Origin of the sequence: Streptomyces sp. FXJ1.172 (genome assembly GCF_001636945.3) — a bacterium.
GTDB lineage: Bacteria > Actinomycetota > Actinomycetes > Streptomycetales > Streptomycetaceae > Streptomyces.
Genome location: NZ_CP119133.2, coordinates 7006279 through 7020495, shown reverse-complemented (window position 1 = coordinate 7020495; position 14217 = coordinate 7006279). Strand labels below are relative to the sequence as shown.

Sequence of the window (14217 nt, the reverse complement as noted above, 5' to 3'; positions counted from 1 at the left end):
GGAGCGGCACCAGGGCGTGCCGTCAGCTCTTGCGGCGCCGGGCCACCGCCACCGCTCCCCCGCCCGCCAGCAGCAGGGCCAGCGCGCCGCCCGCGAGGTACGGGGTGGCCGGGCTGCCACCGGTCTCGGCGAGGCCCGACCGGGCGCCCTGGGCCTTCACACCGGCGGCCGGATCGTGGCTCTGCACCGGGTCGCCGGCGGGTGCGGCCGCCGGGGACTCGCAGGTCGCCCGGGCGAGCGTGACCGTGCCTTCGACGTCGGCCACGTTGAGCTGGGGGTCCCCCCGGACGGAGTCTGGGGGAGGGTTGACGGAGACCTTGAGTTCGAGGGCGGTGGCGGCGGCCGTACGGGTCGTGGTGCGCCGCTGGGCGAGGTCGAGGCGGACCTCGCCGACGCCGGGCACCTTCACCTCGGTCGGGCCGTCGGCGGTGAGCGTGACGCGCCTGCCGAGGACGGTGACGCCGCCGAGGACGTTCGCGGAGGCGACGGGCGCCCTGCCGGCCTCGCAGGTGGCCCGGGCGGTGACGGCGTCGGCCTCGATCAGGGACAGCAGGGGCAGGCCGGGCACGTGCAGCCGGGCGTGGGCGAGCCGGACCGAGCCCTCGGCGCGCCGCGCGGTCACCGTGGCCTTCGCCGAGGCGACGTCCGCGCCGAGGACGCTGAACGGCTTGCCGCCGGCCACGCCGTCGAGCCGGGCGGACAGCGCGGTCCTGTCGGCGCTCCGCGGCGCCTGGACCTCGTTGAGGGAGACCGCGAGCGGGACGTCGACGGTCTTGTTGAGCAGGGACACGTCGAGCCCGGTGCGCAGGACGACGGCGGAGGCGCGAGCGTGGTCACCGGTCGCGTGCGCGGCGCCCGCGCCGAGGAGCGAGGGCGCCGCGACGAGGGCGGTGACCGTCGCCACCGCGGCGAGACCGCGGGCGGGCATGCGGAAGTTTTCGCTGTTCAAGGTGGTGGGACCCCCAGAAGGAACATGCTTGGGACCCGTCAACCTTGTACGCGCTACGGGTGAACGCACGGCCTTCCCCGGTTACTTCACTCAATCGGGCAGTTTTGGCACGCCCCTTCGAATCGTGAAGGACATGCGTTCCCCCGTGCCGCTCCTGCGCCCCTGCGCCCCTACGCTCCCGTTACTCCACGATGCTCCCGTTCAGCACCACCCGGCGCGGCACCGCCAGCACCCGTACGTCCGCGCGCGGATCGCCCTCGTACACCACCAGGTCGGCCGGTGCGCCCTCTTCCAGGCCGGGGCGGCCGAGCCAGGCGCGGGCGCCCCAGGCCGTCGCCGAGAGGGCGGCCACGGGCGGGATGCCGGCGGTGACCAGTTCCGCCACCTCGGCCCCGACCAGACCGTGCGCCAGCGAGCCGCCGGCGTCCGTGCCCACGTAGACCGGGATCCCCGCGTCGTAGGCGTCCCGCACGGTGTCGTAGCGGCGTTCGTGCAGCCGGCGCATGTGCGCGGACCAGCGCGGGAACTTGCTCTCACCGCCGTCCGCGAGCCGCGGGAAGGTGGCGATGTTGACGAGGGTGGGGACGATCGCGACGCCCCGCTCGGCGAAGAGCGGGATCAGGTCGCCGGTCAGGCCCGTCGCGTGCTCGACGCAGTCGATGCCGGCCTCGACCAGGTCGCGCAGGGAGTCCGTGGCGAAACAGTGCGCCGTGACGCGGGCGCCGAGGCGGTGGGCCTCGGCGATGGCCGCCTCGGCCGCCTCGCGCGGCCAGCAGGCGGACAGGTCGCCGAGGTCGCGGTCTATCCAGTCGCCCACCAGCTTGACCCAGCCGTCGCCGCGCCGGGCCTCCTGGGCGACGTAGGCGACCAGGTCCTCCGGTTCGATCTCCCACGCGTAGTTGCGGATGTAGCGGCGGGTGCGGGCGATGTGCCGGCCCGCCCGGATGATCTTCGGCAGGTCGGCGCGGTCGTCGATCCAGCGGGTGTCGGAGGGCGAGCCGGCGTCCCTGAGCAGCAGGGCGCCCGCCTCCCGGTCGGTGCGCGCCTGCTTCTCGGCGGTCTCCGCGTCGACCGGGCCGTGCGCGTCGAGGCCCACGTGACAGTGCGCGTCGACCAGGCCGGGCAGCGCCCAGCCCTCGACGGTGGTGACGTCCCGCGCGCCGGCGGGGCGGTCGTAGGAGATCCTGCCCCCGACCACCCACAGCTCGTCGCGGACGTCCTCGGGCCCGACGAGGACCCGCCCCTTCACGTGCAGTACGGCGCCATCGCTCATGTACTGCACCTTAATGAGCTACGGCTCGGACCTGCCCACCTGGTCGGAGGTCTCCTCCTCCACCTCGGCCATCGCCGGGTCGAGGAGCCGGGACAGGAAGTGGCGGGTGCGCTCGTGCTGCGGGTTGCCGATGACCTGCTCGGGGGTGCCGTCCTCGACGATCACGCCGCCGTCCATGAAGACGACCCGGTCGGCGACCTCACGGGCGAAGGTCATCTCGTGGGTGACGACCATCATCGTCATGCCCTCCTCGGCGAGCCTGCGCATCACCGCGAGGACGTCACCGACCAGCTCCGGGTCGAGCGCGGAGGTCGGCTCGTCGAAGAGCATGACCTCGGGGCCCATGGCGAGCGCGCGGGCGATGGCCACGCGCTGCTGCTGGCCGCCGGAGAGGGAGGACGGGTAGGCGTCCGCCTTCTCGGCGAGGCCGACGCGGGCCAGGTTCTCGGCGGCGGTCCTCGCGGCACTGGCCTTGTCCCGCCCGAGCACCCGGCGCTGCGGCAGCGTGAGGTTCTCGGTGACGTTCAGGTGCGGGAAGAGGTTGAACTGCTGGAAGACCATGCCGATGCGGCGGCGTACGGCGTCGAGGTCGACGTCCGGGTCGGTCAGCTCGGTGCCGCCGACGAAGACCTGGCCCTTGGTGGGCTCCTCGAGCAGGTTCACGCAGCGCAGCAGCGTGGACTTGCCGGAGCCGGAGGGGCCGATCACGCAGACGACCTCGCCGCGGCCGATCTCCAGGTCGATGCCGCGCAGGACGTGGTTGTCGCCGAAGGACTTGTGCAGGTCCTGGACGCGGATCTCTGGGCGGGTCACCGGATCTCCTTCAGGGCCTTGGATTCCATTCGGCGCACGACGAGGCTGAGCGGGATCGTGATCAGCAGGTAGCACAGGCCCGCGACCAGGATCGGCGTGGAGTTCGCGGTCGTACTGGCCAGGTCGTTGCCGAACTTGGACAGTTCGCGCTGTTCCAGGGTGACGCCGAGGAACAGCACCAGCGAGGAGTCCTTGAAGAGCAGCACGAGTTCGTTGGTCAGGGGCGGCAGGATGATGCGGAAGGCCTGCGGCAGGACGATGGAGACCATGGCGCGCGCGGGCGAGAACCCGAGCGAACGGGCCGCCTCCGTCTGTCCCTTGGGCACGGCCTGGATGCCCGCGCGGATGGTCTCCGCCATGTAGGCGGCGGAGACCAGCCCGAGCGCGACGGCGACCTTGCCGTAGATGCCGCCCGGGTACTGGAGGTCCGGGAAGGCCAGCGGCACGCCGGTGCCGACGAAGATGAAGATCAGCAGCGCGGGCAGGCCGCGGAAGATCTCGATGTAGACGCCGGCGAGCCAGCGGTACGGCCCCACGGACGACAGGCGCATCAGGGCGATGACCATGCCGAGGGCGAGGCCCACCGCGAACCCGGACAGCGTGAACAGCACGGTGTTCTTCAGGGCCACCGTGATGAGGTCCGGGAACATCTGCCGCGCGATGTGGGCCTGCGCGAACTGGTTCTTCAGCCGTGCCCAGTCCGCGCCGGCCGCGAACGCGATCACCGCGGCGGCGAAGACGACGTACTGCGCCCCGCGCGAGAGCCGGCGCTTCTGCCGGCGGGTCAGCCCGGTCCGCTTCGGCTGGATGCGTGTGTCCGTGTCGGTCATGGGGTCAGGAGGCGGCCGGGGAGGCGACGGAGGCGCTGTACGGACCGATCCACTTCTCGTAGATCTTCTTGTACGTGCCGTCGGCCTTGGCGTCCTTCAGGGCCTTGTTGACGGCGTCGAGCAGGGCCTTGTTCCCCTTCTTGACCGTGAAGCCGTACTGCTCGCCGGTCTTGAGGTTGTCGACGACCTTGAACTTGCCGGCGTTGGCCTTGTCCTTCAGCCAGCCCTGGACGACCGGGTAGTCGATGATGACGGCCTGGACCTGACCGGTGCGCAGGCCGTTGAGGACCGCGTCGGAGGAGGCGAAGGAGACCGGGTCGAGGCCCTTGCTCCGGGCGAAGTCCTCGCCGGTGGTCTGCGCCTGGGCGCCGAGCTTCTTGCCCTTGGCCTTGACGTCGGCGAGCGAGTTGATCCCGCTGCTCCTGTCGACCAGGACGGCCTGGGTGGCCTCGAAGTACGGGTCGGAGAAGTCGACGTTCTTCTTGCGCTCGGCGGTGATCGTCATGCCGGCGGCGGCCAGGTCGCACTGGCCGGAGTTCAGGAAGGCGCCGGTCTTGAAGTTCTCGAACGGGGTGTCGAGGATCTGCTGCTTGACGCCCAGGTTCTTGGCCACGAGGTCGATCAGGGACACGTCGAAGCCCTGCACCTTGCCGTCGATCTCCGACTGGAACGGCGGGTACGGCAGGTGGGTGCAGGTGGTCAGCTGACCGCCCTTGACGAGGTGGACCCCCTTGACGGTCGTCGGGCCGCTCCCCGAACTGCTGGAGGAGCAGCCGGCGACCACGAGCGCCACAGCGGCGGTCGCAGTGGTGGCAGCCAGGAGGCGGGACCGGCGCCCGAGGAACGTTTTCATGGGGGTGATCTTCTCTGTGGGGGAACTGTGGCTTCCGATTATAAGGATGAGTTTGAGTCTCTCAAATCAAACCCATGGTTACGAAGCCGTTGCACCTAAGATCGGGGGAGTCGACGCCACGAACCGACCGCTGAACGAAGAGAGAGCGCCGTGACCCACCCCTTCCTCGACCTGCCCCCGCTGAGTGCCGAGCGCTTCGCCGCCATCGAGGACGGGGTGGCCCGGCTGCTGGACACCCGCCAGGACGTGCTGATCACCCAGGGCGAGGCACTGCTGCCGCTGGAGGGCGCGATCCGCGCGGCGGCCGGTCCGGGCACGGTGGCGCTGAACGTGATCACGGGCCCGTACGGCCAGACCTTCGGCCACTGGCTGCGCTCCTGCGGCGCGACCGTCCACGACATCTCCGTCCCCTTCCACACGGCGGTGACGGCCGAGCAGGTCCGCGAGGCGCTCGCCGAGCATCCCGGGATCGACTTCGTCTCCCTCGTCCACGCCGAGGCGGCGACCGGCAACACCAACCCCGTCGCGGAGATCGGCGAGGTGGTACGGGCGCACGGCGCGCTGTTCTACCTGGACGCGGTCGCCTCCGTGGGCGCGGAGCCGGTGCTGCCCGACGCGTGGGGCGTGGACCTGTGCGTGATCGGGGCGCAGAAGGCGATGGGCGGACCGGCGGGTGTGTCGGCGATCTCGGTGAGCGAGCGGGCCTGGGCCCGGATGGCGGCCAACCCGAACGCGCCGCGCCGCTCCTACCTCTCCCTGCTGGACTGGAAGGAGCGCTGGACCGACGCCGGCCGCAAGGCCCTGCCGCACGCCCCGGCCCAGCTGGAGATGCTGGCGCTGGAGGCGTGTCTGGAGCGGATCGAGTCGGTGGGGCCAGCTGTGGTGATGGACCGGCACCGGAGCGCCGCGCTGGCCACGCGGGCCGGTGCGGTCGCCCTGGGTGGCGGGCTTGAGCCGTACGTCCACGAGGAGAAGGACGCGGCGCCCGTCGCCACGACCCTGCGGGTGCCGTCGGGCGTGGTCGCCTCGGAGCTGGTGGCGCGCGCGCTGGCCGAGGACCCGACGTTGCCGATCGCCGCCGGCGGTGGGGCGCTGGCCAAGGAGATGATCCGGGTCAACCATTACGGGGCGGATGCTTCGCCGGAGACGGTGCAGAGGTGCCTGGCGGCCATTGGGGCGGCCCTCGGCGTGTGACACCGGGCATGCCGACATTCTGCGTGAACGAATCGACAGGACCACCGGAGCCTGAATTCAATTTAGTTTCACAATTTCCGCCAATTTCCCGGGTGACAGCTTCCCATCTTCTTCTGCCCGCTTTTTGCGAGCCTAAACAGGTGAGTTTCTTGGCGGTTTTCTGACGGTTTCCATAGTGTGACACACTCCACAGCGCGGTGCTTTTGCCCCGATTTGATGCGGGTCGATCCGGACATTCCGCCTCCCCTTCTGTGTCGCACAGAGACCACGGCCGTGCATTTCCTAATTCGCTTCGCTAAATTCGTGCCGCATGACTGCCGCACCCGCAGACCTGCTCATCGACCATCCGGCGGTGACCGACGGAGCCGCGCTCTGGCGTCTCGCCAAGGACTCGAAAACCCTCGACCTGAACTCCTCGTACAGCTATCTGCTGTGGTGCCGGGACTTCGCCGGCACCTCGGCGGTCGCGCGCGGTGCGGACGGGGAACCGGTCGGATTCGTCACCGGCTACGTGCGGCCCGACCGCCCGCACACCCTGCTCGTCTGGCAGGTGGCCGTCGACTCCGCCCACCGGGGCCTCGGCATCGCCGCCGCACTGCTGGACGGGCTGACCGCACGACTGGTCGCCGAGCGCGGCGTCACCGGCGTGGAGACGACGATCACGCCGGGCAACACCGCCTCCGAGCGGCTGTTCACCTCGTTCGCCGCCCGGCACGGGGCGCACCTCGAACGCGAGGTGCTGTTCCCCGCCGAGCTGTTCCCGGACGGCCCGCACGACCCCGAAGTCCTGTACCGCATCGGCCCGTTGACCGACGTCACCCCCCACTGAAGCCCCACTGAGGAGCGATTCACCGTGACCATCACCCAGCCCGACCTCAGCGTCTTCGAGACCCTCGAGTCCGAGGTGCGCAGCTACTGCCGCGGCTGGCCCACGGTCTTCGACCGCGCACAGGGCAGCCGGATGTTCGACGAGGACGGTCATGCCTACCTCGACTTCTTCGCCGGGGCCGGCTCACTCAACTACGGCCACAACAACGCCGTACTCAAACGGGCGCTGATCGACTATCTGGATCGCGACGGGGTCACCCACGGCCTGGACATGTCGACGACGGCCAAACGGTCGTTCCTGCAGACCTTCCAGGACCTCGTGCTGCGCCCGCGCGATCTGCCGTACAAGGTCATGTTCCCGGGTCCGACGGGCACCAACGCCGTGGAGTCGGCGCTGAAGCTGGCCCGCAAGGTGAAGGGCCGGGAGGCGATCGTGTCGTTCACGAACGCCTTCCACGGCATGTCACTGGGCTCCCTCGCCGTCACCGGCAACGCCTTCAAGCGGGCCGGCGCCGGCATCCCGCTGGTGCACGGCACCCCGATGCCGTTCGACAACTACTTCGACGGCACGGTCCCGGACTTCCTGTGGTTCGAGCGGCTCCTGGAGGACCAGGGCTCCGGGCTCAACAAGCCCGCCGCGGTGATCGTGGAGACCGTGCAGGGCGAGGGCGGCATCAACGTGGCCCGGCCCGAATGGCTGCGCGCGCTCAAGGAGTTGTGCGAGCGGCAGGACATGCTGCTGATCGTCGACGACATCCAGATGGGCTGCGGCCGCACCGGCGCCTTCTTCTCCTTCGAGGAGGCGGGCATCACGCCGGACATCGTCACCGTCTCCAAGTCGATCAGCGGCTACGGGCTGCCGATGTCGCTGTGCCTGTTCAAGCCCGAGCTGGACGTGTGGGAGCCGGGCGAGCACAACGGCACCTTCCGCGGCAACAACCCCGCGTTCGTCACCGCGACCGCGGCACTGGAGACGTACTGGGCCGACGGCTCGGCGATGGAGAAGCAGACCCGGGCCCGGGGCGAGCAGGTCGAGCAGGCGCTGATCTCGATCACCGAGGAGAACCTCGCCGACGTCAAGGAGTACCGCGGCCGCGGCCTGGTGTGGGGCATGGAGTTCCACGACAAGGCGCGGGCCTCGAAGATCGCCCGGCGGGCCTTCGAACTCGGGCTGCTCATCGAGACGTCCGGCCCGGAGGGCGAGGTCGTCAAGCTGCTGCCGGCCCTCACCATCACGCCGGACGAGCTGGACGAGGGCCTCCGGGTCCTCGCCCGCGCCGTCCGCGAAACCGCCTGATCAGCAGGTCAGCAGGTCAGCAAGTCAGCAAGGAGGAAAGACAGCACCGTGATCGTCCGATCGTTCAAGGACATCGAAGGCACCGACCGGCACGTCAAGGCGAAGTCCGGTACCTGGGAGAGCAAGCGGATCGTCCTCGCCAAGGAGCGGGTCGGCTTCTCCCTGCACGAGACCATCCTGTACGCCGGGACGGAGACATCGATGTGGTACGCCAACCACATCGAGGCCGTCGTCTGCACCAAGGGTGAGGCCGAACTCACCGACCACGAGACCGGGAAGACGTACACGATCACGCCCGGCACCATGTACCTCCTCGACGGCCATGAGCGGCACACGCTGCGGGTCAAGGAGGACTTCCACTGCGTCTGCGTGTTCAACCCGCCCGTGACCGGACGGGAGGACCACGACGAGAACGGCGTCTACCCGCTGCTCACCGAGCCCGAGGAGGTGTGAGACACGATGACCACTGCCACCGACACCGATCTGTACCCCAGCCGCGGCGCCACCGAGGTCACCGTCCCCCGGCAGGACCCGGTCGTCTGGGGCTCCCCGGACACGCCCGGCCCGGTCCCGGCCGCCGATCTCCAGTCGTACGAGCGTGACGGCTTCCTCGCGATCGAGCAGCTGATCACCCCCGACGAGGTCGAGGTCTACCGGCAGGAGCTGGAGCGGCTGGTCGCCGACCCGGCGATCCGGGCCGACGAGCGCTCGATCGTCGAGCCGAAGTCGCAGGAGATCCGCTCGGTCTTCGAGGTGCACCGGATCAGCAAGGTGTTCGCGAGCCTGGTGCGCGATCCGCGCGTGGTCGGCCGGGCCCGGCAGATCCTCGGTTCGGACGTGTACGTCCACCAGTCCCGGATCAACGTCAAGCCCGGTTTCGGCGCGAGCGGCTTCTACTGGCACTCGGACTTCGAGACCTGGCACGCCGAGGACGGCCTGCCGAACATGCGCACGGTGTCCGTCTCGATCGCGCTGACCGAGAACCACGACACCAACGGCGGCCTGATGATCATGCCGGGCTCGCACCGGACGTTCCTGGGCTGCGCCGGCGCCACGCCCAAGGACAACTACAAGAAGTCCCTGCAGATGCAGGACGCGGGCACGCCCTCGGACGAGGCGCTGACCAAGATGGCGAGCGAGTACGGCATCAAGCTCTTCACGGGCAAGGCCGGTTCGGCGACCTGGTTCGACTGCAACTGCATGCACGGCTCCGGCGACAACATCACGCCGTTCCCGCGCAGCAACGTCTTCATCGTGTTCAACAGCGTGGAGAACGCCGCCGTCGAGCCGTTCGCGGCACCGGTGCGCAGGCCGGAGTTCATCGGGGCGAGGGACTTCACGCCGGTGCGGTAGCCCGCGGCAACCCGCCCGAGCACCGGGCCGGGGCCTCCTCGTGTGGGACGAGGGGCTCCGGCCCGGCCGTTTCGTCAGCCGGCCAGCACGTCCAGCAGCCGGTCCACGTCCGCGGGCGTGTTGTAGAGGTGGAACGAGGCCCGCAGGTTGCCTGCACGGTTGGACACCTCGATGCCGGCACGGCTCAACTCGCCCTGGCGCCCGCCCAGTCCGGGGACGGAGACGATGGCCGAGCCGGGGGCGGGCAGGGGGGCGTGGCCGAGCGAGCCGAGTCCGGCCCGGAACCGGTCGGCGAGGGCCAGGTCGTGGGCCTGCACGGCGGTCACGCCCAGTTCCTCGATCAGGGCGAGGGAGTGGCGCACACCGGTGTAGGTGAACAGGGCGGGGCTGACGTCGAACCGCCGTGCCGAACGGGCGAGTTCGGCCACCGGGCCGTAGCAGCTGTCCCAGGGCTCCTCGGCCGCGACCCAGCCCGCCAGCAGCGGGGCGAGGCCCCCGAAGTCCTCGGGGACGACGAGGAAGGCGGCCCCGTGCGGGCCGAGCAGCCACTTGAAGGTCGTGGAGACCGTGAAGTCGTAGGCCCCGGCCTCCATCGGCAGCCAGCCCGCGGCCTGGGAGAAGTCGATGTAGGTGCGCGTGCCGTGCGCCCGGGCCGCCTCGCGCAGGGCGGGCAGGTCGGCGACCCGCCCGTCGGCGGACTGGGCGGCACTGACCGCGACGAGCGCGGTGCCGGGCCGCACGGACTCGGCGAGCCGCTCCAGCGGTACGGCACGGACCTTGAGGTCGCCCCGCGTGTAGAAGGGGTTGATCACGGAGGTGAAGTCGTCCTCGGCGGTGAGGACTTCGGCGCCGGCGGGCAGCGAGGCGGCGACCAGCCCGGTCTGGGAGGCGACCGACGCCCCGGCCGCCACCCGGGCCACCGGCACCCCGGCGAGCCGGGCGAACGCGGCGCGGGCCAGTTCCACGTCCTCGAACAGCGGATCCAGCGGCCGGCCCTCGGCCCTGATCGTCACTGCTTCGTGCAGGGCGGTGACGGTACGGGCGGGCAGCAGGCCGCTGCTCGCGGTGTTCAGAAAGGTGTTCTTCGGGCTGAACTCGGCACGGACGAGGCTCTCGAAGGTCTCCATGCCCCTACTGTGCGGGGCACGGCACCTCCCGTCCATCGCGAAAATGTACGTGGATTCGCTTAGCGAGCCTTATACATCCGCCCTGGCCTGCGGTTTCAGTCCTGCTGCGGTACGGCGCACCCGTCCGGCCCGCAGGCCTGTGCCCCGTCCTGGTCCACCAGCTTCAGCGGGGTCCGCTCGCCCCAGGCCTGGGTGAGGGCCTGGGTGAAGACCTCGGCGGGCTGGGCGCCGGAGACGCCGTAGGTGCGGTCGAGGACGAAGAAGGGCACGCCGTTCGCGCCGAGCTGGGCCGCCTCGCGTTCGTCGGCGCGGACCTCGTCGGCGTAGCGGGCCGGGTCGGCGAGCACGGCGCGGACGGCCTCCGCGTCCAGCCCGGCCTCCACGGCCAGCTCGACCAGACGCTCGTCGCCCTCGGTGAAGACGGACCGCTCCTCGGCGAAGTTCGCCCGGTACAGGATCTGGATCAGCTCGTCCTGGACGCCCCGCTCCCTGGCGAAGTGCAGCAGGCGGTGCATGTCGAAGGTGTTGCCGTGGTCGCGGCCGCGCGTGCGGTAGTCCAGGCCCTCGGCGGCGGCCTGGGCGCCCAGGTTGTCCTCGCCCGCCTCGGCCTGCGCCTCGCTCATGCCGTACTTCTTGGTGAGCATGGTGATCACCGGCTGGACGTCGCCCTTGGCGCGGCCCGGGTCCAGCTCGAAGGAGCGGTGCACGACCTCGACCTCGTCGCGGTGCGGGAAGGCGGCGAGGGCCTTGTCGAACCGCGCCTTTCCGACGTAGCACCAGGGACAGGCGATGTCCGTCCAGATCTCGACGCGCATGCTCACGGCTCTTCTCCGGGTCGTACGGGCGCGAGGACTCTCCCCGCGCCAGTACGTGAACGTTCAAGCAGCCCCGTTCATTCCCCAGGCACGGAGAAGCGCAGGAACAGGTGGTGGTCGCCGTCGGCCGGCGGGTTCTCCGGATCGGGGACCCAGCCGAGGCGGGCGTAGAAGGCCTGGGCACGCCGGTTGTCCACGTGCACGTCGAGCACCGCACTCCGCATTCGATCGGCGCGCCACTGCTCCACACAGGCCGCGTGCAGGTCGGTACCGATGCCGGTGCGCCAGCGGTCGGGGTCGACGTGGAACTGGAACAGCCTGACCACGTCGGCGGGGCCGTCCGCCGGAGGCCGGAAGGAAGCGATGGCGGTGATGGCGCCCTGGTCGACGACGCACAGCACCTGCCCATCGGGCCGTCCGACGGCGCTGCGCCAGGCGGCGGTCCAGTCGATGCCGTCGTCCGGGAGGCCGTCCGGGTAGTACGTCGAGCGCGCCCGGTGATGCAGTGCGGCGATCACCTCGGCCTCGGCGGGCACGGCCGTGCGGATCACGCGGGCGCCCGTCATCCGGTCACTGATCATGCCGTCGAGGACGCGCGCCCGCGCGGTGCGGTTCCGTGCGGTGCGGTTCCGTACCCGCCGGCACGTCGCAGGTACCCCCTAACTCCCGTCCCTCAGGTCCTGGGGCCAGCTCGGCCTGACCTCTATGTGGTCGTACGTCACCACGCACCCCTCCCCCATCGGCGACTGCGTCATGAAGCCGACCAGGGCCGCGTCGGTCTCCTTCTCGTCGCCCAGGGTGAACAGCCGGACGAAGGTCCACCGCGCACCGTCCCGGGAGGCGTGGAAGGCGATGGCCCGCCCGGTCCGGCTGACCCGCAGCCACACCGAACTGCCGTCCACGGTGAAGGAGTTGGCGTCGTCGGAGTGTCCCCGGGTGACCACCGTGCACACGGTGGGCACGTCCGGGGAGTACTCCAGGCACAGCTTGGCCCAGGCCCGCTCGCCGACGTGCACGTACAGCACGCCGGCGTCGAAGGCCGCCCGGAAGCCCACGGTCACCCGGGCGATCAGCTGGAAGTCCCCCTCGGGCGCCCCCAGCAGCCGGGGCGCGTCACCGGCGGGGTCGAGGGCCTCACCGGTGGGCGTGACGAACCGGTCCTGCCGGGGCCCGGCCCATCCGGTCAGTACGCCGTCCTCGTAGGACCAGTGCCCCTCGGGTCCGTATGTGCGCAAGGGGAAAGGCAGTTCGGGAAGTTCCACGTCCATCGCCCGATTGTGCCAGTGCCCTACCGTTCCAGAACCCCGTTGAACCGCCGGGGCAGCCCCAGGAGGTTCTCGTCCCTCAGCTCGGCCGGCAAGAGGGCGGTGGGCGCGTTCTGGTAGGCCACCGGCCGCAGCCACCGCTCGACGGCCGTACCGCCCACGGACGTCGACATGGAGGTCGTCGCCGGGTACGGACCGCCGTGATGCTGGGCCGGCGCCACGGCGACACCCGTGGGCCACGCGTTCACGACCACCCGCCCGGCCAGCGGCGTCAGCTCGGCGAGGAGTTCCGCACCGCGCCCCTGCCCGGCCGCCTCCTCGGCGGACAGCTGCACGGTCGCGGTGAGGTTTCCCGGCAGCCGCGACAGCACCGCCGCCGCCTCCGCCTCGTCGGCGTAGCGGGCCACGACGGTGACCGGCCCGAAGCACTCCTCGAGCAGCAGGTCGTACGCCCCCTGCTCGGTCAGCTTCTGCGCCGGCACCGTGAGGAACCCCGCGCTGACCGTGTGCTCACCGCCCGCGCCCGGCGTGACCGGCGTCTCGACGTCCGCCAGGCCGCTCCGCTCCCGGACCCCGGCGACGAAGTTGTCCCGCATGCGGTGGTCGAGCAGGACCCCGGCGTCGGTGTCGCTGACGGCGTCGGTGAGGGACTTCACCAGCCGGTCGCCGCCCGCGCCGGACGGCACGAGGACGAGGCCGGGCTTCACGCAGAACTGGCCGGCCCCGAGCGTCATGGACCCGGCCAGCCCGGAGCCGATCGCCTCGGCCCGCTCGGCGACGGCCGCCTCGGTCACCAGGACCGGGTTCAGCGAGCCCAGTTCGCCGTGGAACGGGATCGGCACCGGACGCGCGGCGGCGGCGTCGAACAGTGCGCGACCGCCCCGGACCGACCCGGTGAAGCCCGCGGCGGCGACCAGCGGGTGCCTGATCAGCTCGACGCCCGCCTCGAAGCCGTGCACGAGGCCGACGACGCCCTCGGGGATGCCGTGCTCGGCGGCGGCCCGGCGCAGCACCTTGGCGACCAGCTCGGACAGGGCCGGGTGGTCGGGGTGGGCCTTGACGACGACCGGGCAGCCCGCGGCGAGCGCGCTCGCGGTGTCGCCGCCCGCGACGGAGAAGGCGAAGGGGAAGTTGGAGGCGGAGTAGACGGCGACGACACCGAGCGGCACCTTGTAGCGCCGCAGGTCCGGAATCGGCGGGGTGGCGGTGTCGTCGGGGTGGTTGATGACGACGTCGAGGAAGGCACCCTCGTCGACGACGTCCGCGAAGGCCCGCAACTGGTAGCCGGTGCGGGCGAGTTCTCCGGTCAGCCGGACCGGGCCGAGCGCGGTCTCGGCGTCGGCGGTCTCGACCAGGGCGTCCCGCGCCGCGTCCAGGCCCGCGGCGGCCGTGCGCAGGAACGCGGAGCGCACCGCGCGGTCGGCGAGCGCTCCGCGCACGGCGTGGGCCGCCCGGACCGCCGCGTCCACCTCCTGGGCTGTGGCCTCCACCGCAACCTGTTCGCGCTGCTTCCCGGTGCGCGGGTCGACACTCCAGACTGGTGCTGCTGCCACCGCGGGTCCCCTCCAAACAAGGCCGTGCTCAACTGGGTCACCCATCAGCCGCGTTCGATATACTGAA

Annotated in this window: 15 protein-coding genes; 5 read left to right on the top strand and 10 right to left on the bottom strand. The window is 71.0% G+C overall.

Going from position 1 to position 14217, the window contains the following annotated elements:
- Positions 1-22: 22 nt before the first annotated feature.
- The 5 genes from A6P39_RS31535 to A6P39_RS31515 form a co-directional block, all read right to left on the bottom strand.
- Positions 23-949, bottom strand: coding sequence for an SCO1860 family LAETG-anchored protein (locus A6P39_RS31535; RefSeq protein ID WP_067048744.1), 927 nt, complete (start codon positions 947-949; stop codon positions 23-25).
- Between the two features lie 181 nt (positions 950-1130).
- Complete coding sequence (locus tag A6P39_RS31530; protein WP_067048741.1) at positions 1131-2222, bottom strand: amidohydrolase family protein; 1092 nt, start codon at positions 2220-2222, stop codon at positions 1131-1133.
- A gap of 18 nt (positions 2223-2240) precedes the next feature.
- Positions 2241-3035, bottom strand: coding sequence for an amino acid ABC transporter ATP-binding protein (locus A6P39_RS31525; protein WP_067048738.1), 795 nt, complete (start codon positions 3033-3035; stop codon positions 2241-2243).
- Complete coding sequence (locus A6P39_RS31520; RefSeq protein WP_067048735.1) at positions 3032-3865, bottom strand: amino acid ABC transporter permease; 834 nt, start codon at positions 3863-3865, stop codon at positions 3032-3034. Before A6P39_RS31520 ends, A6P39_RS31525 begins: the two co-directional genes overlap by 4 nt.
- Before the next feature lie 4 nt (positions 3866-3869).
- Positions 3870-4718, bottom strand: coding sequence for a transporter substrate-binding domain-containing protein (locus tag A6P39_RS31515; protein WP_067048731.1), 849 nt, complete (start codon positions 4716-4718; stop codon positions 3870-3872).
- A gap of 150 nt (positions 4719-4868) precedes the next feature.
- Between A6P39_RS31515 and A6P39_RS31510 the strand changes: the two genes are divergently transcribed.
- The 5 genes from A6P39_RS31510 to thpD all read left to right on the top strand — a co-directional run bounded on the left by A6P39_RS31510 (position 4869) and on the right by thpD (position 9390).
- Positions 4869-5912 carry a pyridoxal-phosphate-dependent aminotransferase family protein gene (locus A6P39_RS31510; RefSeq protein ID WP_067048728.1) on the top strand — a complete coding sequence of 348 codons (1044 nt, stop codon included), beginning with the start codon at positions 4869-4871 and terminating at the stop codon, positions 5910-5912.
- Positions 5913-6222: 310 nt separating this feature from the next.
- A complete protein-coding gene (gene ectA / locus A6P39_RS31505; protein WP_067048725.1) occupies positions 6223-6741 on the top strand; it encodes a diaminobutyrate acetyltransferase in 519 nt (172 codons plus the stop codon).
- A 24-nt stretch (positions 6742-6765) separates the two neighbouring features.
- The gene (ectB, locus tag A6P39_RS31500) at positions 6766-8037 is read left to right on the top strand and encodes a diaminobutyrate--2-oxoglutarate transaminase (RefSeq protein ID WP_067048722.1); all 1272 of its coding nucleotides are present in this window, start codon (positions 6766-6768) and stop codon (positions 8035-8037) included.
- A 48-nt stretch (positions 8038-8085) separates the two neighbouring features.
- Positions 8086-8490, top strand: a complete 405-nt coding sequence (locus tag A6P39_RS31495; RefSeq protein ID WP_067048720.1) for an ectoine synthase — start codon at positions 8086-8088, stop codon at positions 8488-8490.
- A 6-nt stretch (positions 8491-8496) separates the two neighbouring features.
- Positions 8497-9390, top strand: a complete 894-nt coding sequence (gene thpD, locus A6P39_RS31490; protein WP_067048718.1) for an ectoine hydroxylase — start codon at positions 8497-8499, stop codon at positions 9388-9390.
- A gap of 74 nt (positions 9391-9464) precedes the next feature.
- Here thpD and A6P39_RS31485 read toward each other — a convergent pair whose 3' ends face one another.
- From A6P39_RS31485 to A6P39_RS31465, 5 genes are all read right to left on the bottom strand, one after another.
- On the bottom strand, positions 9465-10517 hold the full coding sequence (locus A6P39_RS31485) for an aminotransferase class V-fold PLP-dependent enzyme (RefSeq protein WP_067048715.1): 1053 nt from the start codon (positions 10515-10517) through the stop codon (positions 9465-9467).
- 95 nt (positions 10518-10612) lie between these two features.
- Positions 10613-11332 (bottom strand): DsbA family oxidoreductase, encoded by a 720-nt coding sequence (locus A6P39_RS31480; RefSeq protein ID WP_067048990.1) that lies wholly within the window; start codon positions 11330-11332, stop codon positions 10613-10615.
- Positions 11333-11409: 77 nt separating this feature from the next.
- Positions 11410-11913 (bottom strand): GNAT family N-acetyltransferase, encoded by a 504-nt coding sequence (locus tag A6P39_RS31475; protein WP_199840858.1) that lies wholly within the window; start codon positions 11911-11913, stop codon positions 11410-11412.
- A gap of 78 nt (positions 11914-11991) precedes the next feature.
- Complete coding sequence (locus tag A6P39_RS31470; protein WP_067048712.1) at positions 11992-12600, bottom strand: DUF1349 domain-containing protein; 609 nt, start codon at positions 12598-12600, stop codon at positions 11992-11994.
- Between the two features lie 20 nt (positions 12601-12620).
- Complete coding sequence (locus A6P39_RS31465; protein ID WP_079133515.1) at positions 12621-14150, bottom strand: aldehyde dehydrogenase (NADP(+)); 1530 nt, start codon at positions 14148-14150, stop codon at positions 12621-12623.
- Positions 14151-14217: the final 67 nt, after the last annotated feature.